Annotated in this window: 17 protein-coding genes; 8 read left to right on the plus strand and 9 right to left on the minus strand. The window is 45.5% G+C overall.

Going from position 1 to position 24,413, the window contains the following annotated elements; translation table 11 throughout:
* Positions 1-291 precede the first annotated feature (291 nt).
* The 4 genes from rppA to JGK36_RS17480 form a co-directional block, all read right to left on the minus strand.
* Positions 292-1,008, minus strand: coding sequence for a two-component system response regulator RppA (gene rppA / locus JGK36_RS17465; protein ID WP_293198552.1), 717 nt, complete (start codon positions 1,006-1,008; stop codon positions 292-294).
* 243 nt (positions 1,009-1,251) lie between these two features.
* Positions 1,252-4,389: an efflux RND transporter permease subunit gene (locus JGK36_RS17470; RefSeq protein WP_293198554.1), complete on the minus strand. Its 3,138-nt coding sequence runs from the start codon at positions 4,387-4,389 to the stop codon at positions 1,252-1,254.
* 103 nt (positions 4,390-4,492) lie between these two features.
* A complete protein-coding gene (locus JGK36_RS17475) occupies positions 4,493-5,152 on the minus strand; it encodes a hypothetical protein (protein ID WP_293198557.1) in 660 nt (219 codons plus the stop codon).
* Positions 5,153-6,228: 1,076 nt separating this feature from the next.
* On the minus strand, positions 6,229-7,680 hold the full coding sequence (locus JGK36_RS17480) for a hypothetical protein (protein WP_325315545.1): 1,452 nt from the start codon (positions 7,678-7,680) through the stop codon (positions 6,229-6,231).
* A 614-nt stretch (positions 7,681-8,294) separates the two neighbouring features.
* On the opposite strand from JGK36_RS17480, the gene JGK36_RS17485 reads away from it, so the two are divergent.
* The 3 genes from JGK36_RS17485 to JGK36_RS17495 all read left to right on the plus strand — a co-directional run bounded on the left by JGK36_RS17485 (position 8,295) and on the right by JGK36_RS17495 (position 10,791).
* Positions 8,295-9,794 (plus strand): GUN4 domain-containing protein, encoded by a 1,500-nt coding sequence (locus JGK36_RS17485; protein ID WP_363319262.1) that lies wholly within the window; start codon positions 8,295-8,297, stop codon positions 9,792-9,794.
* Between the two features lie 30 nt (positions 9,795-9,824).
* Entirely contained in the window at positions 9,825-9,974 is a 150-nt protein-coding gene (locus JGK36_RS17490; protein ID WP_293184773.1) for a hypothetical protein, read from the plus strand.
* A gap of 637 nt (positions 9,975-10,611) precedes the next feature.
* Positions 10,612-10,791 (plus strand): hypothetical protein, encoded by a 180-nt coding sequence (locus JGK36_RS17495; protein WP_293148649.1) that lies wholly within the window; start codon positions 10,612-10,614, stop codon positions 10,789-10,791.
* 395 nt (positions 10,792-11,186) lie between these two features.
* Here the strand turns inward: JGK36_RS17495 and JGK36_RS17500 are convergent, their stop codons facing one another.
* Entirely contained in the window at positions 11,187-11,714 is a 528-nt protein-coding gene (locus tag JGK36_RS17500; RefSeq protein ID WP_293186826.1) for a P-loop NTPase family protein, read from the minus strand.
* 354 nt (positions 11,715-12,068) lie between these two features.
* Between JGK36_RS17500 and JGK36_RS17505 the strand changes: the two genes are divergently transcribed.
* On the plus strand, positions 12,069-12,620 hold the full coding sequence (locus JGK36_RS17505; protein WP_293186841.1) for a nucleoside monophosphate kinase: 552 nt from the start codon (positions 12,069-12,071) through the stop codon (positions 12,618-12,620).
* A 312-nt stretch (positions 12,621-12,932) separates the two neighbouring features.
* Positions 12,933-13,649, plus strand: a complete 717-nt coding sequence (gene rph / locus JGK36_RS17510) for a ribonuclease PH (protein ID WP_293186827.1) — start codon at positions 12,933-12,935, stop codon at positions 13,647-13,649.
* Between the two features lie 204 nt (positions 13,650-13,853).
* On the opposite strand, the gene JGK36_RS17515 is transcribed toward rph, so the two are convergent.
* Positions 13,854-16,208: a tetratricopeptide repeat protein gene (locus JGK36_RS17515; protein WP_293198560.1), complete on the minus strand. Its 2,355-nt coding sequence runs from the start codon at positions 16,206-16,208 to the stop codon at positions 13,854-13,856.
* Between the two features lie 319 nt (positions 16,209-16,527).
* On the opposite strand from JGK36_RS17515, the gene JGK36_RS17520 reads away from it, so the two are divergent.
* Positions 16,528-17,493, plus strand: a complete 966-nt coding sequence (locus JGK36_RS17520) for a PEP-CTERM sorting domain-containing protein (RefSeq protein WP_293186829.1) — start codon at positions 16,528-16,530, stop codon at positions 17,491-17,493.
* A 200-nt stretch (positions 17,494-17,693) separates the two neighbouring features.
* Here JGK36_RS17520 and JGK36_RS17525 read toward each other — a convergent pair whose 3' ends face one another.
* Together JGK36_RS17525 and JGK36_RS17530 are read right to left on the minus strand one after the other, a co-directional pair.
* Positions 17,694-18,338, minus strand: a complete 645-nt coding sequence (locus JGK36_RS17525; RefSeq protein WP_293186830.1) for a Uma2 family endonuclease — start codon at positions 18,336-18,338, stop codon at positions 17,694-17,696.
* 141 nt (positions 18,339-18,479) lie between these two features.
* Positions 18,480-18,719: a hypothetical protein gene (locus tag JGK36_RS17530; protein ID WP_293186831.1), complete on the minus strand. Its 240-nt coding sequence runs from the start codon at positions 18,717-18,719 to the stop codon at positions 18,480-18,482.
* A gap of 288 nt (positions 18,720-19,007) precedes the next feature.
* On the opposite strand from JGK36_RS17530, the gene JGK36_RS17535 reads away from it, so the two are divergent.
* Both JGK36_RS17535 and JGK36_RS17540 read left to right on the plus strand, forming a co-directional pair.
* Positions 19,008-19,274, plus strand: coding sequence for a hypothetical protein (locus JGK36_RS17535; protein WP_293186832.1), 267 nt, complete (start codon positions 19,008-19,010; stop codon positions 19,272-19,274).
* A gap of 116 nt (positions 19,275-19,390) precedes the next feature.
* Positions 19,391-19,846, plus strand: coding sequence for a hypothetical protein (locus JGK36_RS17540; RefSeq protein ID WP_293186833.1), 456 nt, complete (start codon positions 19,391-19,393; stop codon positions 19,844-19,846).
* A gap of 176 nt (positions 19,847-20,022) precedes the next feature.
* Here JGK36_RS17540 and JGK36_RS17545 read toward each other — a convergent pair whose 3' ends face one another.
* The gene (locus JGK36_RS17545; RefSeq protein WP_293201018.1) at positions 20,023-24,108 is read right to left on the minus strand and encodes a hypothetical protein; all 4,086 of its coding nucleotides are present in this window, start codon (positions 24,106-24,108) and stop codon (positions 20,023-20,025) included.
* Positions 24,109-24,413: the final 305 nt, after the last annotated feature.

Genomic DNA, 24,413 nt, shown 5'->3' on the forward strand with positions numbered 1-24,413 from the left:
TTTTGATCTATATTACCTGTTTATCTTGCACTTTTTTCTCCCTCGCGCCATCTAAACCTATGCCACGCAATATGTGATTGATTTTTCAGCAAGCCCTAAGTAAGTCCACCTAATTAAACATAAGATCTCGATGGCTAGAAAACTTGCTCTATAAGCATTCTTCCTTCTTCCTTCTTCCTTCTTCCTTCTTCCTTCTACTTAACTACCAATAGTGAACGGAAATATTGCCTCCCAGAGGTGAGGGGTGACGCCCTCGGTGAATTCGCCAACAGTTTCTTTCAACCGCTAGCGTCATAACTTGTTCAAGCGATAACCGAATCCATGAACCGTTTCAATCATGCCCTCACACCCATAATCTGCCAGCTTGCGGCGCAACAGACGAATTCTGGCAGCAACTACATTGCTCATCGGGTCAGCATCCACGTCCCACAAACGATTCAAAAGTCGATCGCGCGTGAGGATTTGATTCGGGTGCTGCATGAAATATTCCAGTAACCGAAACTCATTAGCCGTCAGAGGAATCACCGTTTGTTGTTCCCCATCATCGGTAGTGGAGATGGTTGATTTAGTATAATTAAGCCGCAATCGCCCCGCCTCAAGTTGGTCAGAATTAAAATGGGGCGACTGTTCCGGCGACAAACTCCGTCCCCGTCGCTGGAGTGCCCGCAACCGGGCTAACAACTCCGCTTTAACGAACGGTTTCATCAGATAGTCATCAGCCCCAGCATCTAGCCCAGCCACCATATCCTCCGTGCGATCTTTTGCCGTCAACATCAAAACTGGTAAAGGATTATTCTGCCGGCGCAAACGTTGGCACAGTTCGACGCCAGAAATTCCCGGTAGCAACCAGTCAAAAATGGCGATCGTGTACTCTGTCCATTGGTCTTCCAGATAGTTCCAAGCAGTTGTGCCATCCTGCACCCAATCCACCAGGTACTTTTCGCGGCTCAAGGTGCGTTGTACGATCGCACCTAAATCGGGTTCGTCTTCCGCCAGCAGAATTCTCATTTTATCGCTATCTCGTCCAATACTTTTTTACTAACAAACATATACGAATTCTCGAAATTTATCCAACATTTTGGATCGGAATGTTTTTACCGCAGAGGGCGCAGAGGACACAGAGAGAATAGGGAGATGAATACAGGACGATGCTACCGGATTTGATATCATATTGTTTCCGGTTGCATCGGTATTGTTTAAATAGTTAACTGAGTTAACAGTCAACTGTTAACTGTTAACTGTTAACTGTTATTAGCCTACTTCTTTCGTTGCTGTCTGCTCAATACCATAGTTTCTCAACTCGGTTGTTTCCATCATCCGTTTAGGGATCAGAAACTTGCCAAATCGAGCATACAATGCAGGTAGAACCAGTAGAGTGAGAGCGGTTGAGGTAAAGAGTCCGCCGAGGACGACGATCGCCAATGGTTGCAACAATTCCTTACCGGCGCCACCGCTTAAAACCAAGGGAATCATCCCCAATGCCGAGGTGAGTGCTGTCATCAGAATCGCCAGCAACCGTTCCATCGAACCTTCTACAATTACTTCCGAAAGTGGCATTCCTTCGGCAAGTTTGGTGTTGTAGTTGTCTACCAGCAGCAATCCATTGCGCGTCGCCACACCAAACAAGGTCACAAAGCCGACCATTGAAGGAACAGAGAGAACGCCACCCGTTAGCAGCACTGAGATGACACCGCCAACCAGTGCCAATGGTAAATTGACCATCACCATCAGCATCGCCGGAACGGATTTTACCGTGAAGTACATCAATACTGCGATCGCCACCACCGCTAATATTCCGAAAATTAGGAAGTTTTGAGCAGCCCGTTGTTCCGACTCATACTGTCCGCCGTACTGAATATAGTAGCCTTGGGGCAGTTGCACCGATTGCTTAACTTTGGCGCGAATATCATCAACAACCGAACCAACATCGCGTCCCTGTACGTTAGCTGACACCACAATTAAACGAGAGACGTTTTCCCGATTAATCGTGTTCGGCCCCTTGCCAAAGTCAACCTTTGCCACTTCCGAAAGCGGGATGATTTGACCAGTTGGGGTATTAACTTGGAGGTTGCGAATCGTGTTGAGATTGCGACGGGCAGATTCGTTGACCCAAACCAGCACATCGACCAACTGTTGACCATCGGGCACTTGACCAACCACTCGACCATTCAGGGCTGTTTCGGTGAAATCTGACAATTGGGCGATCGTCAATCCGTAGCGGGCGGCTGCATCTCGGTTAAATTGAATTTGTACTTGACGGATCGGAATTTGAGGTTCAAGCTGAAGGTCTACTAATCCCTTCACGCCTTTCATTGTTGTTTCGATTTGTTCTCCAATGCGGCGGAGTTCTTGTAAGTCGTTGCCAAATACTTTAATCGCGATCGCACTTCTCACACCCGACAACACTTCATCCATGCGGTGGCTGATAAATCCACCGACATTGCCGGCAACTCCCGGAAACTGACCCAATACCTCCCGCAAAGCTTGAATCGCCGCAGGACGGTTTTTCATCGCTGCTTCACTTAGTTCCACGTCCAAGTGTGCCAAGTTCACCGATGCCGCATCTGGGTCGCCTGGAGCTCTGCCCGATCGCAGTTGTACTGATTCAAACCGGGGGTCATCCTTCAGCGCTGTTTGAATCGCTAACCCGACGCGATTGGTTGCTTCCAGTGAGGAACCGGGATAAAGGGCGATCGCATTCATCAGCGATCGTTCCTGGAACGTGGGCAGAAAATCTCGTCCTAATGTCGGCACAATCAGCATCGACGCTACCATTGATGCTGTAGCTAATCCCAAAATTAAGGTAGAGCGACGCATCGCCCACTTTAGCAACGGATGGTAAACTCGCTTGGAAAACAGTGCTAGGAAGGGTTCTGTCGTCTGCATCCGTCTGTGGGGCAACAGAATGGCACACAGTGCAGGCGAAACAATCAGCGATTCCAGGCTGGAGATGACTACTACCACCAAGTAGGCAATGCCCATTGGGGTGAAGATGCGCCCTTCCACGCCAGAAAGTGTGAAAATCGGTGAAAAGACGATAATCCCAATTAACGTGGCTCCAATCAGCGACTCCCGCACCTCCTGAGAACCCTCAAAAATCACATCCATTGGTGGTTTGGGATTTGGCGAGAGGCGATTTTCCCGCAAGCGACGGTAGGTATTTTCGCAGTAGACGATCGCATCATCCACTGCTGTCCCGATCGCCACTACCAATCCGCCAAGGGTCATAGTGTTGAGTTCCAGCCCGATCCAGGAACACACCAAAAGTGAGAACAGTAGCGTCAGAAAGAAATCGAACAAACAGACGGAGAGAGTGCGCCAGTTCATCAGAAACGGAATCAGGATGGCTGCGACAATCAAACTGCCTTCGATCAAAGCCGATCGCACATTACCAACCGATGCGTCAATGTAGGCATCTTGCCGGAAAGTGACGTTTGCCTTCACATCCTTGGGTAAACCCGGTTTAATTTCCTCCATCGCCTGGATGATGGCTTTGGTGACGGTGGGACTATCTACCAACGGTTGCTTGTTCACCATCACTACCACAGCGCGTTTAGTATTCCAACTGGCATCGCCTCGCGCTAGTGCAGCTCCAATCTTCACCTCTGCCACATCCCGCAGTAGAATGGTTTTTCCCTCCTGCACCTTGACGACTGCTTTTTGCAAATCTGCGATCGTCTGGATTTGTCCCTCGCCTCGAATCACCAATTCGCGATCGGGGTCAATCAACAATCCACCGGCGGTTTTGGCATTTGCCTCGTTTGCCGCCTTGACGACTTCCTGAAGAGAAACCTTCAACGCCTTAAGTTTTTCTGGATTAGCAATGACTTGAAACTGCTGCACGTCTCCGCCGTAGACTAGCACTTGCGATACGCCCGGAACTGCTAGCAAGCGATTGTTGATTTTGCCATCCACCAAACGTCGCACTTCCATGATTGATGTAGTGTCAGACGTGAACGCATACTGAATCACCGTCCCGATGGGGGGAGCTAAGGGCGATATCTGCGGTGTACCGATCCCTTCGGGTAATCGGTCTTGCGCGTCCTGCAATCGCTCTGCCACGAGTTGACGAGCTTGATAGGGGTCGGTGCCCCATTTAAACACCACCCGCAATACAGAAATTCCTACGGCTGACGATGTACGGACGACTTCAACTCCTGGCGTGCCGTTGACTGCACTTTCTAGTGGTAACGTCACCAAGGATTCTACTGCTTCCGGTGCAAGACCGGGGGCTTCGGTTTGTACTTCTACTTGAGGTGGCGCAAAGTTGGGCAATACGTCGAGGGGCATTCGACTTACTGTATACAGGCTCCAGATGGTCAGGGCGATCGCCCCGAACACCACTAACCATCGTTGAGCAATAGACCATTTGGGGATGACGTTTAACATAAAAATGAAATTTGGATAGCATTAGGCAAGCTTTTAGGAGACGGAGTAGAGAGGTTTACTCAGTCGCGATCGACAACAACCAAAAATCTTGGTTTTTGAATCTCTACTTGCCCTGACCTTTTAAGGCAAAAACGGCGAATCCACCCACCAGTAAAACTCCTGCGCCTCCCACCCACATCAAAGGTGACGATCCTTGAGCAGGCTGCGCTTCTACTTGCGATGTAGCGGGTGATGCTTGCGATGTAGCGGGTGATGCTTGCGATATAGCGGGTGATGCCTGCGATGTAGCGGGTGATGCCTGCGCTTCTGCTTGCGGTTTACCTCGCAATGCCTCGGAGTACAAGAGTGTTGCCCCCTGCGTTACAATCTGATTTCCCGAAGCTAGATTGCCTTCTTTAATTTCCACCACATCTCCAGAGTCGCTACCAATCTGAACTGAGATCGGTTTGTAGGTTGTTCCTTCCTGGATGTAGACGAGCTTTTGCCCGTTGGCATCAATCAAACTGGTGCTGGGAACTTTGAGAATACCTCCATCGGTTGTAGGGGGGATTGCCTCTGTCTTAATTCCCAATGCTGTTGCTTTACTGGCATCAACTTCGATCGGCTGCATAATCTTAGCCGCATCGCCACCTGCAAACTCGCTGTTATGCCCAACGTGGGCTAGCACCGGAGCCGAAGCCGTACACAACATTAATCCCAAAACAAAACTAGACCCGTAGCGGGCGATCGATAACGAATTTAACTGCAATGATTTCGATAGCATAAAAATTTCCTCCTGACATTTAGCAAACCGGTGTGATGAAACAGCCACTCCTCCCAAGAGCAATCTATTCCTCACCCCGCAAGTTGTGAACCTTCTCCAGCTAGAATGTCAGGCCCAAATAAAAATTTGATGAAAATTTGAGGCTAAGTCTCAGAATTTACGGTTCGCTTCTGAAGTTATGGAGAAACCTAATGAAAATTTTCAAGTCCGGGAACTGGAAACGCATAGCCTTATGGATTCTGGCAGCCACCACTCTAATTCTTCTGGGAGATGATCCTTGGGAAGTCTTCCCTTTTGTTCAACACAGACGGATGTACTGTTCCCATGATGCAGTCAAGTCTCCCTATTGCAATTTTTCACTCCTTCGCACCCATTTTGATGACATTAGTCCAGATGGGCAGACCCTAGTTAGGGCTTGCTGAAAAAGTGTACGTAGTGGAAAAACGAGGCTACACAGCTTAAAAAATAGTAGGTTTATTGCTTGCATTCCCAAATTGAGCCAGAAACTAACAACTTTCATTGCAAGGGTTTTGAGCCTCTATAATCCTATAACTTGCACTTTTTCAAGCAAAAAAAGCTTAAACCCCTTATCTGGCAAACTTTCTACTTTTATTCAGCAAGCCCTAGTTAGTATCAAAAAAACAGGAAAAAGATCTTTCGATCTGCAAATAAGCTGTTACGCATTTAAAATGGTATTGTAGGGTGCGTCAGTTTTCAGGCGTTTCCCATGTATAGTCAGTGTTCACGAGTGACGCACCCGGATCGGGATAGTTAGTGGTTTAAATGCGTAACAGCTTATCGGATTTAAAAACAGGAAAAATCAAGGCAAAAAAAGCTTTTCTCGTGAGATATTTAGACCATTTAGTATAACCCTCAGTCGTGATTTTATAATTGGTAGTACGCCGAAGGGACTGACAGTATGGAATCTACAAACAGCCGAGCTAGAAGCAGTTTTGGATCCAGAGCCAGAGCAAATGAGTCGTTTAGTCGTCAGTCCTGATGGCAAACTATTAGCCGAAATTACAAACGATTCGATAATTAAAGTGTTGCAGCGTTTGTAAAATTGAAATTTCAACCTAACGCGGAGCTATCTGTTGCAGTTGTTTGGCTTGTTCGAGGATTTTCTCGAAGTCTTCTTCGCTCAACCGCTGAATGTAGTTGATTTTAAACTCTTCTAAGAAGTCGCACAGCAATAGTTGTATTTCTTGCCAAGTTTGCTGCTGTTGGAGTTCGCTTCCTAAAGCTTGTGCGAAATGTTGGACGAGCTGGTTTGAGAGTTGGATGCCTTGAGGATCTTCGCTAGCGATTTTGAAGGCTTCGTAGGCATTTTGCGGGCCGAGGGTGGCTAATTTTGACAGTTCTGCAACTAATTGTGAAGCTAGCTGTGCGGGAAGGTTTCCGAGTCCGGGTACTTGCTGGAAGCCTTGATAAATTGGGGATTGTTTGAGAAATATTTCTATATTGTACCGGAGTAGATCTTCTAAATCTGGCTGGAGTTGAGGCAGGACTTTGTAAACGGTTACTTGGACTAAACGGCTGGCGATTGCTTCTATTTCGTTGATATTATTAATGTCTAAATATCGCTGTTTTTGAGTTTGGAAAAGTTGTTTTGCTAGTTCGCCACTGGTAATTGATTGTTGCATCTGATTGATGAGCTGAATTACTACTACTTCTGTCAATTCTTGCGCGAAGTTGGCGACAAAACCTCGGCTGATTTGGGCGCGTATGGGTTGGAGATCGGGCATTTTGGCTTGGTGGATGCGAATGGTGACGGGTAATACTCGCAACAGGCGCCAGAAGGGGAGGAACAAAAAGATGTCGTACCACCGCCAGAGCATGGCTTGCCGCCAACTGACACTGCGGTGGCGGCGGCTGATGAAGTAGGTGCGGGCTAGAAATTCGATCGCAAATATGGCAATAAATGGCAGGTCGATTTGCCAGAAGTTGTCTGTAAATTCCCCATTTTCTCCGATCGTGCGGTAATAGTTGGTGGCGATTAACGGCTTGATTTTGGCGTCAAACCAAGTGATTTCTTGTTGCCAGCCTTGTTTGTTTAAATACTCTTGGCTCCAGAATGTTTTGAATGATTGTTTTGCTGATTGCTGCGGATTCGGCGTGCGATCGCGCATCCGGTCTTTAATTTTTTCTAAGGACCCACTTTTTGATGCTACTCGAAACGGATCTTCGTCGATCATGTTCGCGCTCAGAGTGTTTATTTCCTGCAATTTGGCTGCTACTTGAGGAGATGGCAAGCCTGTTTGCACTACTTGTTTTTTTAATTCTTCTAAGGTTTCTAGATATTTCTGGGTGTCTCGGTGGGGTTGAATTCCTTTGAATGGGTCGTATATTTGGGTGAGAACCGGTAGTTGCCGGAAGTAGAAATTTCGGGCGGGAACATAAGTTATATCAAATAATACTAGGCTTAAATTTCCTAGTGCGACCAGTGCAATGAACCGCTCGAACCAGGGTACTTTGGGTGATTCTTTACGGGAGTTTTCAGTTAGAGATGGCTGTAGTTTTGGTGTCACTGGCATTTCCTAAATAAGTAGACGGAGCGAAATAACTGTAACTGGTAATAGCTGGAAAAAAGGAAACAGCTTAAACTGGCTAACTGTCGGGTTGCGATCGGATTGCGATCGAGTAAGCTAGTATTTATTTGAACCAGGGGAAATTTAGGTAGTTTGGGATTGTTGATTTTGCCGGGTTGAGTAAAATTTTATACTTGTAAAATATTAAGGTCGATCGAACTTGACGGTAGCAGCAGCTCCCGTTAGTCTGCTTCTCTCTGGCAATAAAATTATATCTCAGGCAGAATCCTAAGTTTTTTTTCGGCGTTGCAGAGCTAACTGGTCTGGTAATAAATTACTATTTTTGTTTAATCTGCTGGCTGTTTGACCGCGAAATCAAATCTCTTGCACCGATCGCAGTTTAAGGTTAGATTTGGACTTCGAGTTTGAGGTCAAACCCTCAAGAGAGGTATACTTGCTCAGGGGCAGTCTGGCGAGAGCGCTTCCGAGCAAGTGCGAGGGTGGCTGCAACCTCCGTAAGGTTCGGGTTCTCGCCTCCACAAAAACCAGCTAGCGATCGGACTCTTGAATAAAATGACACCCTGAGTATAATTTTGTTCGCATTTTTTTAATATATGACATACTGCCTTAATCTCGATTGCCCAAAAGACAAGCGTCAGAACCCACCAGGCACAAAGTATTGTCTTAATTGTGGTTCCAAGCTGTTGCTAAAAGACCTTTATGCAGCAACCGAACCGCTGCGCGATGGAGGATTTGGCAGGACTTTTCGAGCTGTCAATCATGGAAAATTTGAGGAACTTTGCGTTATCAAACAGTTGTCGCCGCCGCAGGAATTTCAGCGGAAGCCGGCTCATTTTAAAAAGTATGTCCGACTGTTTGAACAAGAGGCAAGGCGGCTTTACGAACTGAAGCACCCACAAATTCCTCAGCTAATTTCTTATTTTGAGGAAGATGGGCGTTTGTATTTGGTGCAGGAGTTTATTGATGGGAATAATTTAAAGGATGAGTTAGAAAAGTACGGTGCTTATAGCGAACTTAAAACTAGGGAACTGCTATTAGATTTGTTGCCTTTGCTGAATTTTGTTCACGAGCGCAATGTGATTCACCGAGATATTAAGCCTGAGAATGTGATCCGCCGCAATCGCGATCGCAAGTTGGTGCTGATAGATTTTGGGGTTTCCAAACAGGTAGTAACTGATGCTCCAACCAAAACGGGCACTAAGTTGGGAACTCCGGGTTATGCGGCGCTAGAACAGCGGCACGGTAGGGCTGTTCCTGCTAGTGACCTTTATAGTTTGGGGGTGACTTGCATTCGCTTGCTGACTTCTGTGATGCCTTATTTGGATATCTACGGGGACATTCACGATGACCTTTACGACCCGCTCGAAGGTCGCTGGCTTTGGAGGGAGGCTTTGCCGAAAGGAACAAAAATTAGCCAGGATCTAGGTCAGATTTTGGATAAGTTGATTCAGGAATATGTCAAAGACCGCTACAAGTCTTCTCTGGAAGTTTTTGAGATTTTAAAACCTGCTGCTGTTGTTGTTCCACCAGATTCTAAGTTGCAGCAGGCAACTGTTCTTAGTCCTTCTTTGCCGACTCAACCTGTAACTAAAAATCCGATTGTTTCTGTGAATTTAGAGTCGGAAAAAGGGATTGATTATTCTCAGTTGGAAAGGCTGCTGGCTGCTAAAAATTGGCGTGGTGCTGATGAGGAAACTTCTGTGAAAATGCTGGAAGTGATGCAGCAAGTTTCGAGGGGTTATTTGAGTGAGGAAGATATTAGGAAGTTTCCCGCTAAGGATTTGCAGACGATTGACCAACTTTGGGTGCGACACAGCCACCGGAGGTTCGGTTTTTCTGTACAAAAGGGTTTTTGGGTCAAGTCGGGGGGAAAGGCTGGTGTTTATGATGCTGATGTTTGGGAGAAGTTTGGCGATCGAGTGGGCTGGCGAGTTAACGGTCAGTGGGTATACTATTCTGAACTGAATTTTACTTCTAAGGCAATGCCGGGACATTTGCCGGGAGGGACTGTTTTTGGGTGGGAAGGTGGGGTTTTGTGTGGTGTTTTGGGCTTGGGTGGGATCTGGTTTCTGCTGTCGCGGCGAGATTTGTAGGAAGAGGGAAGTTCGGCAACGGATGCTGTAATGGATGTAACGGATGGAAGTCGGAAGAGGGAAGTTCGGCAACGGATTCGCTCGACGGATGTAACGGATGTAACGGATGTAAAGGATTTAGTCGGATGGAAGTCGGAAGAAGGAAGAACGGTCAACAGGGAAAAAAGAGGCGAATCATGACAAAGGTGTTCATTCAGTTGACAGTTGACCTGGGACAGTTGACCTGGGACAGTTGACCTGGGACAGTTGACCTGGGACAGTTGAGGGCAGCCTCTACCTGGAAGGAAGAGGATTGGAGTAATGAATAGTCTGATCTTAATTTATCGCTAAAACGGAGAGGCTTTTAACCAATTATTTCTGGTAATTATTTAAAGAGTTAACAAATTTTTATTTCATTTTTTAAGAATCTGTGCCGAATGGGAATTGTATATTTCAATCAATGGCGCAAAAATATCAAATTCTTTCGCGTTCTTGGTTTCTTCCCTGGACTTACCTACAGGCGATCGATCTAGGTAGCTGCTGAGTATAGCTTGGCGATATGTTGTGTAGAAATTAGGTATAGCCTTTCTCAAAAAGATGAGGTATGACTGACAGCTTATATGACCACTAAATCAAGAGGGCCCAAGCCCAACAACGTACCTCACTTTTTTGGGAAAGGCTATAAAAAAAAACCGAAAATCAGATATAGTGCGAAACCATTTTTCTTGTGATATGTTTTGAGAGAAGGGCAAGTTTACGAACCAACAGATCAGTCCTTACCCGTAGAAAAGTATTAGGGCGGGCTTTGGCTCTAATTTATGCAGGAGATTTCTCTATTATGTTGCAAGAAAAACGTCTCAAGCCGTGGACTGTAGTTCGATCGCTTCCGAATGTGGAAAAGGTGGTTGTGGGTCAGTTTCGTAGTTGGTCTGATGCAGACGGTCACTTGCAAATTCTGAAGCGGATGGTTCCGGCCGACCGGTTAACTGTTGTGTTCGATCCGGTAGTTCCAGCGTAATATTGCTGCTTAGGAATGAAAATTAAATAACTTACATTTTTGATTGTTCTTGTGGGATGGGCGTCCCGCCCGTCCCGGAAAGACGGGCGGGACGCCCATCCCACAAATATGTGTAAATTATTTAATTTCTATTCCTTAGTTTAGTAGCGTGCGATCGCTCGCGCGAACTCAGCGGTCGCCTCTTTTTTTGAGCTAATAAAAATTTACATAAAAAAATACATAAAAATTGCGATCGCACGCGCGGGCGATCGCAACTAAAATCATTAGATATATTGCAAAAATACCTAAGACGGGCGAGACGCCCATCCCACACACAATTTTTTTGCTTGTGGAATGGGCGTCCCGCCCGTCCGAAATTTTGATTAAAAAGACTCAGGCAATCTTGTTTATTGTCGTTAACTGCGACGAATTTCAGTAACTTGGTCGGCAACATCCAAAATTGCTGGCGGCATCGAGGGCCCAGTCAAAATAATATCCAAATCGTGCGGCTTGTTGTCAATCAATGCGAGCACTTCTGTCTCCCGAATCAAACCTAAATTGACCGCCAAACTCAACTCGTCGAGAATAACTAAGGCGTAACTGCCGGAGAGCACCGCATTTTGAACGTACTCCCACAATTGTGCGATCGATCGCGTTTCGATCTCATCTAAATCCGCATTCTCAATGCAGCGGGGCAAATCGCACCGCACCCAATCTAAATTTTGCCCGAGTCGCACGGGATGTTGATGCCCTTGATTGATTCCCCCTTTGAGGAACTGCACTGCCAACACCGGAGATCCCTGTCCTGCAATTCTCAGGGCTTGAGCCATAACATTTGTAAAAAAGCAGCGGTGCGGGCCTGTAAAAACTTGCACCAGCCCTTTAACTGTGTAGGGCAAGCTGTGGGTCAAATTGAGTTTAGGGGTTTGTAACTGAGCAACCATAGGGCAATATTTAATTAGTAACTAAGTCTTGACTGCTGCTCCGAGCTGCACGTGGCTGGAGCCTGCTTAACAATATATAGTGTACTTGGCCGATCGCAGATCCGATCGAACGCTAGATATACAAATTGTCAAAAGCTAGCGGCAGTAGCATTCGGAGCCGTCAATTAGATTTTGAACTCAAGCAAGCACTTGTGCAGAAGCCTGCTTTTTTAGCGAAATATAGCAGGGAAGCCGACAGTTATGAAGTTATAGATCCAAAAACCCGGGCGATGAGAGTCTTGGTGGCTCCAGGATTGTCAATAAAAGGTACAGATCGCATAGAATTTGAATGTCGTGGCACTAGGAGCAGGCACTGTGAGATTGGTGATTCTGGGAGGGCCAGGAGCGGGAAAGGGAACTCAAGCACAACTATTGTGCGACAATTTGAGCATTCCTTTGCTGGCAGTAGGGGACATTCTGCGTGCGGAAATCGCAGGTGAGACAGACTTGGGCAAGTTGGCCGTGTCTTATGTGGAAAAAGGCGAGTTAGTTCCCGATGAAATTTTGATTCGATTTATCGGCCGCCGGCTGCTGCTGTGGGATGTTTTTAATGGCTGGGTGTTGGAGGGATATCCGCGAACGGCTTTTCAAGCTGAGGAATTGGATTTTTTGTTAGACGATTTGGCGCAGGAGCTAGATTGGGCGGTTTGGTTGAAGGTTCCGACTGAGGTGTTGCTGAGTCGATCGATCGAACGCGATCGATCGGACGATGAACCGGAAATTTTGCAGCGCCGGCTCGATTTGTACGAGGAACGCACTATGCCGATTTTAGAGTATTACGAACATCGGAACAAGCTGTTAACTATCAATGGCGATCGATCTCCCGAAGAAGTGCAGCAGGATATTCTTAAAATGGTTAATAGTTAGTTGTTAGCTGTTATTTGTTATTTGTTGGCAAAAAACCAATGCCCGATGCCCAAGGAGTGTCAAGTTAAGACTGAAAGCCTTGAGAAATCTAGTTGTTACCTCAGTCTAGATCCCCCTAAATCCCCCTTAAGAAGGGGGACTTTGAGAAGGTTCCTGTCCCCCCCTTCTTAAGGGGGGCTAGGGGGGATCTAGGTTTAATAGTTAAACCGCAGTCTGTAACTGGCTTAGAAGTTAAATTGACACCAATTCCCAATTCCCAATTCCCAATTCCCCATTCCCAATTCCCCATTCCCAATTCCCCATTCCCATTTTATGTCCATAAAACGTGCCGACGGTAGACAACCAAATCAACTTCGTCCGATTAGTTTCGATCGCGAATTCAACAAATTTGCTAGCGGTTCGGTGCTAGCAAAAAGTGGCGATACTCAGGTACTGTGCAGCGTTACGATTAAGCCGGGAGTGCCTAGGTTTCTGGAGAATACCGGAAAAGGTTGGCTGACGGCGGAGTACCGAATGTTACCAGGCTCTACACCGCAGCGACAAGAGCGGGAGTTTATGAAGTTATCGGGGCGCACTCAAGAGATTCAGCGGTTGATTGGCCGGAGTTTGCGATCGTGCTTGGATATGGAACTTTTGGGGGAACGAACGATTCTTGTAGATGCTGATGTGTTGCAAGCGGATGCTGGGACTCGCACGACTTCTATCAATGGCGCGTTTGTGGCTGTGGCTGATGCTTTGAATAAGTTGGTGCAAAAAGGTGATTTAGTGCGATCGCCTTTGATTCGCCAAGTGGCGGCCGTGTCTGTGGGACTTTTGGAAGGCGAGCCGTTTTTAGACTTGAATTATCTGGAAGATGTGGCGGCGGAAATTGATTGTAATGTGGTAATGAATGGAGATTTGGACATTATTGAAATTCAGGGAACTGCGGAGGAGGGAAGTTTTAGTCGGAGTCAGTTAAATCAAATTTTGGATTTGGCAGAAACTGGGATTCAGGAATTGTTGGAGGCTCAGCGACAGGCTTTGGTTTAGTAGGAATTACGCATGGGAGTCCAGAAACCGGGTTTTTTTGAGAATACTTCGTCGCAGTCGAAAGATTTGGTAAAAACCCGGTTTCTTTGGTCGGAGTGCGCGATACTAAATCTGGGCAAATTTATCTTCTTTATGACTCGGCGGTTGAAACCGCGTCTACACAAACGAAGTCCGCCTCCGCGGACTAAGAGGGTATTTGTATATCTAAAACTCAACTTCATCGCTCTTACCTCTGGCTTTTCGCACTTTCTCAACTTGGTTCGGTGCTTCCATTGCATTGAAGAGTCGAATCGCCTCTTGAAACGGAGTCTGACTCTTTTCGGCATCACCCATCTTTTGGTAAGTTAAGGCACGCTGATAATGAGCCTCAGCTAGATCGCATTTTGCGCCGATTTTCTCTAGAAGTGCGATCGATTCTGAATGATGGGAAAGCGCTGTTGTAAAATCGGATTGTTCTCGATAAAGCTCTGCTAAACCACTTAAAGCTTTAGCCTTAACCTGAGTGTAGTGAGTTTTTTCGGCAAATGCGATCGCTTGGCGGAACTTTTCAAAAGATTTGTCGAATTCTCCTAAATTTTTATAAGTTAGACCCATAAATAATAAGCTATATCCTTGACTCCAACAACAGTAATCTATTTGATCGATTACTACTTCTGCTTGTTTTACATAACTCAAAGCGCTCTCTTTAAATCCTAAAAATGAGTTTAAAAATGCTAAGCAATATAAATAATCTTTCTCATTGTTATATAAACCATGTTCTAAATCGTTATAATTCTTACAAATAAATTGTATTTTTTGAAAAAAAAACCTAGCTTCTTCAAGTTCCCACAAATCAATTCTACAAAGCCCTGTATTAAATAAAGACCAAGTTTTCAACCTTTTTGCATAAAAATATATTGAAGAACTTAAATCTGTAGATAAAAGGGTTGTTTCCGCTGCTTTGAATGATAAATTGTGACATTCTATTGCTGCGTTTATATTTCCAGTTAGCCTGTGTAAATCCCCTAAAGAACTATACAGACCGATCAGTATACGGTCGTCTTTAACTTTGTTAATAATTGAATTGATTGAGTAAAGCATTGGTTGTAACAAACCCAATCTATAAAACGCAGCCCCCAAAGATTCTCCATCTCTCCAACTGGTATCTCTTCTGCTGACAATTACATAGCCAGCTTGCTCAAAGTCATTAATTTCTACATAGTGATAGTAAGACTCAAAAGCCCTCAGTCCATCTTCTAGAGTTTCAACTGTCTTAACACTGTCCGTCCAAAACTCTGCTGCTTTGCGATTTGCATCTTCCCAATCTTCACTTGCTCTCAAACGTGCGATCGCCTCTTCCCGAATCATCGGATGCAACCAATATTCTCCATTATTAAACTCTACCAAAGAGCGATTTCGCAAAGATTCAATCACCCGTCTGCGCTGTCCTTCTGGCACATCCCACAACAAACACAACAATCCCTCAGTCGGGACAGTCGGCACATCCTGATAGCGATAGCATCCCAAACGGCAGAGGAGTTGATAAGCTTTTGAGCCAAGTTCTTGGAGGCGATCGAACTGAGTAGTTACTAAGTTTTTCAAGTCAGTCTTAACCAACAGATCGCCACTATTCTCCCCCCAATAACCTACCATATCTCCATCAAAATCTTCTCGAATTGCACCGCAGAGGATACCCATTACTTTGGCATTTCCTCCATAGGCTTTGTGCATCGCGTTCAGTATGGAAATATCTATATTAATATGGCGATTCATAAAAAATTGCTGCCACGCTTGCTCATCCAATCCGGGCAATAAATAGCGAGCAACATTTACATCAGGTTCGCACAGACGAACGCGGCTGGTTATGAGCGTCACAGACTGCACTGTTGGATCGGCCAAAACTCGCAATAGTTCAACATAGCGGTGATGGGGTTTAATAAATCTGCCTTGTCCATCTAGTGCGGGTTCTAAGTTATCAATTAACACGCCTATTTTGCGAGTTTGAAGTTGCCATTTTAGCCGCCGCAACATCTCCCAAAACTCTCGCCCTGGTTCTTCATCAAAGTCTTGTTTCAGCCATCCTTCAATTACACTATCGACAAGTTGAATATTATCTTTTTCCTTGGCCATTGGGAGGTCTAGCACTAAGTCAAAACCCTGAGAGTTGAGATATTCGTGGGCCAATGTGGTTTTGCCGACACCGCCGGTAGCTTGGATGACGATGATTTTTGCGCCTTGGTTGATATGGGTGTTGAGGGAGGCGATCGCCCCTTCGCGTCCCACAAAATTCTGGTTTGGTATTGAGGGATGTGCCTTTGCCGTAGACACCACAGGTAAATCTGTTTTCTGAATTTGGCTGGGTTCAGCAATTTCTTTCCAGTTAACACCTACAGCTTCACAAATTGCAATAAAGGCATACCGGTCAATGAAAGATTTTCTTGCCCAAAACCGTCTCAGTGTCGCTTCTGAGGTTTTGGCAGCTTGTACCCATGTTAAAGAATTTTTCTGCCAGCGTTTCTTGCGTCTAGCTTGGTCAACAATTTGTAGCCCATCTTCTGATGCCTTCAGAGAATCAACCATACTTCACCATTACCCCCAACAGTGCTCCGATTCAATTGTAGCTCAGTTTGGTTCAGGAACAGAAGCAGTGAACTATTTACTGAGCTATTTACTGAGCTAAAAAGATGAGCAAAACTGAGACGCTAAGCCAATTTGTATCTGAGATATTAGAAATCTGGGAAGCAAATAGTGGAAGGACCTGGACAATAACGAAGAGCGATTAATTGCCTTGGATTGAGAATGTCTCGCACATTGCTCTTTCCAATTCGGTCGATCGAACTTTCCCGCTTGCATTCTCTATTAGACTGATAGTTTTCTGTAACTTGAGAGGGCATCTACCATGAATATCTTCAAAAATACAATTCTTTTCGGTGCTACTACAGCAACAATTTTCTTAGGAACTACTCTCCAACAAACGGCTATTGCTGGAACTTTAAATTTGGGTTGGAATTATGCGATCGACCCCAGCAATGACAGTCTTGACAGCGATGGCAGGGGTGGAATCACCGCAGGAGGAACGATATTTGAAATTTATGGTATGGCGGTCAAAGATGATGTATCTACCAATACTATTTGGGTAGCTATTAGTGCCAACTTACCACTGACGGGAAAACCTACTGAAGAATTTGTGAATGGCTATCGAGTTAGTAATCGCAATATTGGTTTCGGGGATTTGTTCTGGGATTTTTCCGGGAAAAGAAACTTTAAAGCTGCCAGCGATAGCAATAGCCTATTTGGGATTCGCTTTACGCCTAATAATGATTCAAACGCAGCAAGTACGGGTGTCTACAGTGGGGTAAAAGCAAAAAGTGTTGTGGCACAAAATGCAGGTTGGTCTAATTTATACAATCACAACATCAACGGCATCTTTCCACGAGTCGGTATGGATGCGAGGATGGGAGATTTAGCCTGGAACGATTCTTATTATAGCCCTTACTTCACGCAGGGTTCTCACAGTCAACCAGAAACTTTAATTCCCAATATTATAGAATCCGGCACTAAAGTTGGCGACATTACGATGGTTGGCGATGCAGAGTTGGCAGCGGCTGGATTTGCTCTAGGTGTATTTCCAGCGCGTGGCAGCCAAACTATTGGGTTTAAGTTTGATAAATCTTTGCTGCCAGTTGATGATTATGTTGCTACTTTAATTCTTGAATGCAACAATGACGCGATCGCTCTCGAAGGAAAAACCGAACCACTTCCACCTCAGGAAGCAGTACCAGAACCTTCTACTTTATTGGCGACATTTTTAGGATTTGGTGCGATCGCTACTTGGCGCAAGCGCAAGCAAAAGTTAGCGGTGTAATTTTGCAGTAAGGGCGTCCCGCTTGTGTTTCCAAAGCAGTTAAAAAGCGCGATCGCCCTTTCCTCCATCCGCCTCCCTCGTGGCACGGGCGTCCCGCCTGTGCAATAGATTGGTTCAAAAAAGAGTGATCGCCGATAAACTGTTTATGGGTTTTGCTAATTTACAATTCTGCTGTTGAAATATTGAGCGATCGCCCTCCTTCATTCCCCAGACTGAATCCGACTCCTCACCCACCGCCTAAACCCTCGAATCATCGACGTTTCCCCCACATTTTTTTGCGTTTCCACAAATCCCATAATCTCAGTTGGCGACAAAAAAGGAAAGTGAGGAGAAACTTCCCGTTCTACATATTCCTGACCTTCTAACTGATAGAATATCAAACGCGAACCGTCATAACGCCAAACCTCGGACACGCCCAAACTCGCATACAATTCCATGCGGTTAATAAAACTGCTAGTGATGTCAATCTCGATTACTAAATCAGGCGGCGGATATTCATTTAAGTCAATTTGCTCTACATCTCGGACAACTCGCTCATTTTCGATATAGTAGCACTGATCCGGTTCTAAACCTTTGAGCAAATCTTCGCGCTTGCAAGTTCTCGAACCCAGGCTGCGAATTTCTACATTCAATTCTTCAGTTACTGTTTCTACAAAACGTCCTAAAAATTTTTTGTTACCTTCATGCGAGTCTAAGGGAGTCATGATTTCTAAAGTACCTCGATCGTAATTCAAACGAATTCCCGCTTGTTCTGCTAGTTCGTTTACGAGAGATTCGTAAGTTTGCCAGCTAATATTTTTCAGCAAAACTCCCGAAGTTTGACTTTCAATTAGGGTGGCTGTCATGGCTACCTGCTTGCTTTTTAGCTTATTTATTTAGTCCTCGACATACGGGCGGTCAGAAACCGGGTTTTTGCGATATACTTCGTCAGAGCTTGCAAAAACTGCAAAAAACCCAGTTTCTTGGATTTTGATACGTCAGTCTGATTAGATTTTAGCAAAACTCAGCTTAATTGTCGATCGCACTTTTTCCACTTCCATGAAATGCGATCGCCCTTTTTGAGCTATTGTAAAAACCGACTTTGCGATCGCCGATTTATACCGCCAAATACAATTTTCTTTAGTCCGCGGAGGCGGACATCGTTTGTGTAGACGCGGTTTCAACCGCCGTCTAATCTTTCCAGCCGCTGACGCTGGTAAATCCAAAATCCAAAATCTAAAATTCAAAATCTAAAATCCAAAATCGGTTGACGGCGGGCCCCCTATGCGGCTACGCTGTGAATTGAGAGGTTGCTTTGCTTGCACAGGAGGCAACCCGCGTCGCCCGAAAATCTAGTTGCACTGCCCAAAGCTGCGCGAACAGCTAAGGACAGCATAACCGCCAAACTGGTATCAGCAGTCTGGAGGCTAACGGAGTATCTTAACATTCTCTGTGGCCGCCCTGCTATCTGTTGAATTGCGGGGCGGCTGGATTTTTGGGTTTCCTTAGAAAACCCAAAGTCAGGAGAACATAATATGTCACAAGAATTCGTGCCCGACGAAAACGAATCTGATTGTCCAAATTCCGACTCAGTAGCAGCAATATCAGAACAGGATGTGCTGCTGGTAACGCTTGTGGGTTCGCCCCAGGGTGTCCGGGAAACGATTCTCACTTTGTACCGATTGGGATTTGCTGAGGTTGGTGACTGGAGTCCCGTACAACGTGCGGCAAATGCTGGCCAGGTGATGAGTGTGCTGATTCGTCGGAAAGTGCGATCGGACAGTAAGCAGTCAGGAAGGTAAGCTGGGAGGTTGAGTGCTTTGATGAAGGAGGCGATCGTCTCCTTCATTAACCCACACTTTAAGCCTTGAAATAAAACCGAATTTCCCAACTATCTCGAAGAAACGGAGAAAAACTAATGCAGAAGTACATTGTTTTTCAGGCTGAGTCAGGTGAAGATCAAGGCTGGAGACAGAGAAAACTCCAACACAGCCAAGCTCTAACTTTTATCATTGCAGAAAACTGGGATTCTTCTCAGGAACCGATTCCTGAACCGGGATATCGCCCTGTAGAATTTGTGCGGGTGGAGTCAGAACACGATCCAAACGAGCACGCACATAATACTCATTATCGTGTCAGTGATTGGGAAGTTGTGCGGGTGCAAACATATACGCCTGATATTCCAACTCCGATGAGCGATTATGATGTAATTGTGATGTGTTACTGTCGGTACAGTCCGATCGATGCTCCTCTGAAATCGATGCCGAAACGAGAAGTATCGATCGATTCTTTTGGTGGCGATGAGGTGGCTTACAAGCAATACCTGGAATCGGAAAAGAGCAAGAATTATGCGCCGTCAGGTATCAAGTCTTAGGGCTGACGCATGGGGGCCAGAAACCGGGTTTTTTCGATAATACTTGGTTGTGATGCGTAGATTCGACCAAAAACCCGGTTTCTTTGTCGGAGTGCGTAAATCCTGTGAACTTTCGGTGTAAGTTAACTGGACAAATCCGCCTCCTGAATGCCACACCTTTACTAATTGCGATCGGGCTAACTGCTGACAGTATCTTCACCCAAATTATCGAGAGATTCTTGCAGCGCATCACGTCTATTCCGAACCCAATCGTCATTAGGAGCGATGGCTAAAGAGCGATTAAACATTTCCAGTGCTTCTTGCCAATTTTTGAGTGCTTCCTGTCTTTCAAATAATTGTTCTTGCAAATCACCCAGACTTTGCAGCTCATTCCCTTTGTTGTTGAGAGCATTGATATAATCCGGTGCAATAAGTAAAGCAGAATTCGAGGCAGCGATCGCATCCGAGTAAGACTGTTTGGCAGCCTCAAATTCACTTAGCTTTGCTTGCAAATCACCCAGACTTCCCAGCGCAATCCCTTTGTTGTTGAGAGCAGCGATATCATCCGGTGCAATAAGTAAAGCAGAATTATAGGTAGCGATCGCATCTGAGTAAGAAAGTTTGGCAGCCTCAAATTCACTTAGCTTTGCTTGCAAATCACCCAGACATTGCAGCGCAAGCCCTTTGTTGTTGAGAGCAGCGATATCATCTGGTACAATAAGTAAAGCAGAATTCAAGGCAGCGATCGCCTCTGAGTAAGACTGTTTGGCAGCCTCAAATTCACTTAGCCCTGCTTGCAAAGTACCCAGACTTAGCAGCACACTTCCTTTGTTGGTGAGAGCCATAATAAAATTCGGTGCAATAAGTAAAGCAGAATTAAAGGCTGCAATCGCCTCTGAGTAAGACTGTTTGGCAGCCTCAAATTCACTTAGCCCTGCTTGCAATTGACCCAGTCTTAGCAGTGCAGTCCCTTTGTTGGTGAGAGGATCTATATCATTTGGCGCAATTTGTAAAGTAGAATTAAACGCAGTGATTGCCTCGGAATAAGACTGTTTGGCAGCCTCAAATTGACTTAGCTGTGCCTGTAAATCACCCAGCTTCAGCAGCACACACCCTTTTATGTTGAGAGCAGCTATATCATTTGGCGCAATTTGTAAACTAGAATTCAAGGCAGTGATTGCCTCGGGATAAGACTGTTTGGCAGCCTCAAATTGACTTAGCTGTGCCTGTAAATCACCCAGATTCAGCAGCACACACCCTTTTATGTTGAGAGCATATATATCATTTGGCGCAATTTGTAAAGTAGAATTAAACGCAGTGATTGCCTCGGAATAAGACTGTTTGGCAGCCTCAAATTGACTTAGCTGTGCCTGTAACTCACCCAGATATCGCAGCACAGACCCTTTGGCGTTGAGAGCAGCTATATCATCCGATGCAATTTGTAATGCAAAATCATAGGCAGCGATCGCCTCACAATAAGAAAATTTGGCATCCTCAAATTGACTTAGATATTTCTGTAAAACACCCAGACTTAGCAGTGCATTCCCTTTGCCGGTAAGAGCATTGTTATGATTCGGTGCAATAACTAAAGCAGCATTGAAGGCAGTAATCGCATCTGAGTAAGACCGTGAGGCAGCCTCAAGCTCACTTAGTTTTGCCTGCAACTTACCCAGATCATGGAGCGCAATCCCTTTGTTCTGCATACAATAATTATCATCTGGTGCAATTTGTAATGCAAAATTATAAGTATTGATCGAATCTAAGTAAGAAAGTTTGGCCGTCTCAAACTCACTTAGCTGTGCTTGTAAATCACCCAGACTATTCAGCGCAATCCCTTTGTTCTTGAGATAATTGATATCATTTGGTGCAATAAATAAAGCAGAATTAAAGGCAGCGATTGCCTCTGAGTAAGACTGTAAGGCAACCTCAAACTCGCTTAGTTGTACCTGCAACTTACCCCTAGCGACTAGCACAATTCCTTTATTGTTAAGAGCCTGGATATAATCCGGTGCAATAAGTAAAGCAGAATTAAAGGCAGCGCTCGCATCTGAGTAAGACTGTTTTGCAGATTCAAACTCACTTAGCTGTGCCTGTAACTCACCCAGACTTTGCAGTGCATTCCCTTTGCCATTGAGAGCCCAAATATAATCCGGTGCAATAAGTAAAGCAGAATTAAAGGCAGCGCTCGCATCTGAGTAAGACTGTTTGGCAGATTCAAACTCACTTAGCCGTACCTGCAACTTACCCAGACTATGGAGCACATTCCCTTTGTTGTTGAGAACCCAAATATAATCCGGTGCCATAAGTAAAGCAGAATTATAGGCAGCGATCGCCTCTGAGTAAGACTGTTTGGCAGCCTCAAACTCACTTAGTTGTGCCTGCAACTCACCCAGATATTGCAGCGCACTCCCTTTGCTATTGAGCGTAGCATCCTGATTTGGAGTTATGATGAGATCACGATCGTAAGCTGCAACTGCCTCTAAATACTCTTGTTTTGCCTCTGCGTATCGAGCCAAGTTAGCATAGTAATTGCCCTCCGATTCTGAAATTCTGCCAAGCCTAAAATCACTTTTAATCCACAACTCATCCCTAACACCTAGCAGCGACTTGCATTCCCCATAGCGACTCTTTCCCAAAGCTTCATCAAACACCTCTACCCATTCCTTCACACCCCGCTCCCAATCCAAGCGATTAGCATGAAAAATTGCCTCAGCCCCATCCCCCACTTCCCGATAATGCCCCTCCAAAACCTCATGAGCCCTGCGAGTTTTCTGATTATCTCTTTCCGCATCCAAGCGCCGCAATAAATCATGAATCCGATACCAATTATCCCCCCGCTTTTCCGATTTCCACACAAACGAAAAACCCGTCAAAACCTCAAAATTTGCACTACTTGCCTGGAAGTGACAACCCGCCCCCAATTTCACGTACAAATCCTCATCAAAAGCGCGGCAAGCACTCAGCGAATGCACCGCCGATCGCACTTCGCGATCCACATACAAAAGCAACCGATCAGTTAACTCCGCAGTCTTATTTTCCAACTTCGGAATCCGCGCAAAATCCGACGCCAGCAACTCAATTCCCCGCCTTCTTTCTGCCAGCACCACATCCGCGCACAAACCCAAATAAAACGGATGTACTTGCAAATCCTCGCAACTCTCATCAGGATTGACGCTGGCATATTTAATTACAGCATCTGCCAAATCAGCCTTGTCAATCTCCACTTTGTGCAAGTAATCCCTAGCATCGGGGGGCGACAAATGCCAAACCAATTGGGCATCTATATAATCTTCGGGAATCGGAAACTTCGACGCATTCGGCCACCGCAGTTGTGTGACTGGACAATCTCGCCCCGCCACAGCAACCACAATCCCCAATTTGTAATCCAATGCCCTCAACAACCGCCGAAACCACTCATCTTGATCCCAAAAAGTTGCACCTTGAGAATTGCGTTTTTCATCCCACATTTTCTCGTGAGTATCGAACAGCATCACGAGGCGATCGGGTTTATTTCTGCTAGCCATTGCCGCATTCAAATCCCCTGCAAACAATTTTGGTAAACAGTCGATTAACTCAGTATCAATATCTTTACGGCGAATTTCATCAGCCGTTTCGTCGCTGACACCCAGGCGCGTTTGAATTAATTTCATCGTTCGCTTAATGCCACCGAATTTATCGATTAATTTCAGCCCCGCCGCCACTTGCGACACCACGGGAAATCCGGCAAAGGTTTCAACTACAGGTGTCAAAAAATCAATTAAATCGTTGGGAAAAAGTTGGTTGAGAGTTGCCTCTGACTCGCCTTTGTTCAGCAAATACCAAAAGCAAGCAAAGTCATAATTAGGCAATTTAAATTTATATTTCTTGGCTGACTCTGCGATATTTCGCCGCAACATCAGCAAGCCGTAAAATCTATCTTGCGGTTTATCTTCTTTAATCGGTATCAATCCGAAATCGTGTCTGACTACGGGGATGGGAGTGTAGGTTTTGGGTTTGGCGTGCCAGACAAAATCGGCAACTTCGGCGGCTTTTGCTTCTGGGAGTGCGCGCAATTGTTGCCAAACCTGCGGCGGAAATCTTTTGCAGCAGTGAAACTCCAAGTGTTTGAGGAGCAATGACTTGCCGTTGCCTCCATCGCCGAAAAAATACAAAATTTGTTCGCGGGGCTGGTCTTCGTTTAAATAAAAGGCAAATCGGCGGGTAAATTCGTGTCTGTCTGTGAAGAGTTGCAGTTTGCGATCGTCGCTGATTTGGATTTCAAAATCTTCGTCGTCTATTGGCATATTTGTTCGGATGTGGTGGTAGTTTAGGTTTTGCCGATTGGTGTCAACTTAAGCCTAGAATACTTGAAAAATCTCGCTTCTAGCGTAGTCTAGATCCCCCTAAATCCCCCTTAAGAAGGGGGACTTTGATCGCGCTTCCGGTTCCCCCCTTCTTAAGGGGGGTTAGGGGGGATCTGGGCCTCGTCGTCAGTCTGACGCACCTGACAACTTGTTGATTGAAGTGTGACACGCAGGGTAAGTCTTATCTATTTTAGCCGATCGACAACTGCTCTAATTATATCAACAAAAATTAGATAAAATCATTC

Source organism: Microcoleus sp. PH2017_35_SFW_U_B (assembly GCF_020737865.1).
In the GTDB taxonomy this organism is placed as follows: Bacteria; Cyanobacteriota; Cyanobacteriia; order Cyanobacteriales; family Microcoleaceae; genus Microcoleus.

Coding starts and splice junctions, on each gene's coding strand:
- JGK36_RS17485 (WP_363319262.1), top strand. CDS start 8,295: ATGACATACTGCCTTAATCTCGATTGCCCAAAAGACAAGCGTCAGAAC.
- JGK36_RS17535 (WP_293186832.1), top strand. CDS start 19,008: ATGTCACAAGAATTCGTGCCCGACGAAAACGAATCTGATTGTCCAAAT.
- JGK36_RS17525 (WP_293186830.1), bottom strand. CDS start 18,338: ATGACAGCCACCCTAATTGAAAGTCAAACTTCGGGAGTTTTGCTGAAA.
- JGK36_RS17475 (WP_293198557.1), bottom strand. CDS start 5,152: ATGCTATCGAAATCATTGCAGTTAAATTCGTTATCGATCGCCCGCTAC.
- JGK36_RS17495 (WP_293148649.1), top strand. CDS start 10,612: ATGTTGCAAGAAAAACGTCTCAAGCCGTGGACTGTAGTTCGATCGCTT.
- rph (WP_293186827.1), top strand. CDS start 12,933: ATGTCCATAAAACGTGCCGACGGTAGACAACCAAATCAACTTCGTCCG.
- JGK36_RS17490 (WP_293184773.1), top strand. CDS start 9,825: ATGGATGTAACGGATGGAAGTCGGAAGAGGGAAGTTCGGCAACGGATT.
- JGK36_RS17520 (WP_293186829.1), top strand. CDS start 16,528: ATGAATATCTTCAAAAATACAATTCTTTTCGGTGCTACTACAGCAACA.
- JGK36_RS17545 (WP_293201018.1), bottom strand. CDS start 24,108: ATGCCAATAGACGACGAAGATTTTGAAATCCAAATCAGCGACGATCGC.
- rppA (WP_293198552.1), bottom strand. CDS start 1,008: ATGAGAATTCTGCTGGCGGAAGACGAACCCGATTTAGGTGCGATCGTA.
- JGK36_RS17500 (WP_293186826.1), bottom strand. CDS start 11,714: ATGGTTGCTCAGTTACAAACCCCTAAACTCAATTTGACCCACAGCTTG.
- JGK36_RS17470 (WP_293198554.1), bottom strand. CDS start 4,389: ATGTTAAACGTCATCCCCAAATGGTCTATTGCTCAACGATGGTTAGTG.
- JGK36_RS17540 (WP_293186833.1), top strand. CDS start 19,391: ATGCAGAAGTACATTGTTTTTCAGGCTGAGTCAGGTGAAGATCAAGGC.
- JGK36_RS17515 (WP_293198560.1), bottom strand. CDS start 16,208: ATGGTTGATTCTCTGAAGGCATCAGAAGATGGGCTACAAATTGTTGAC.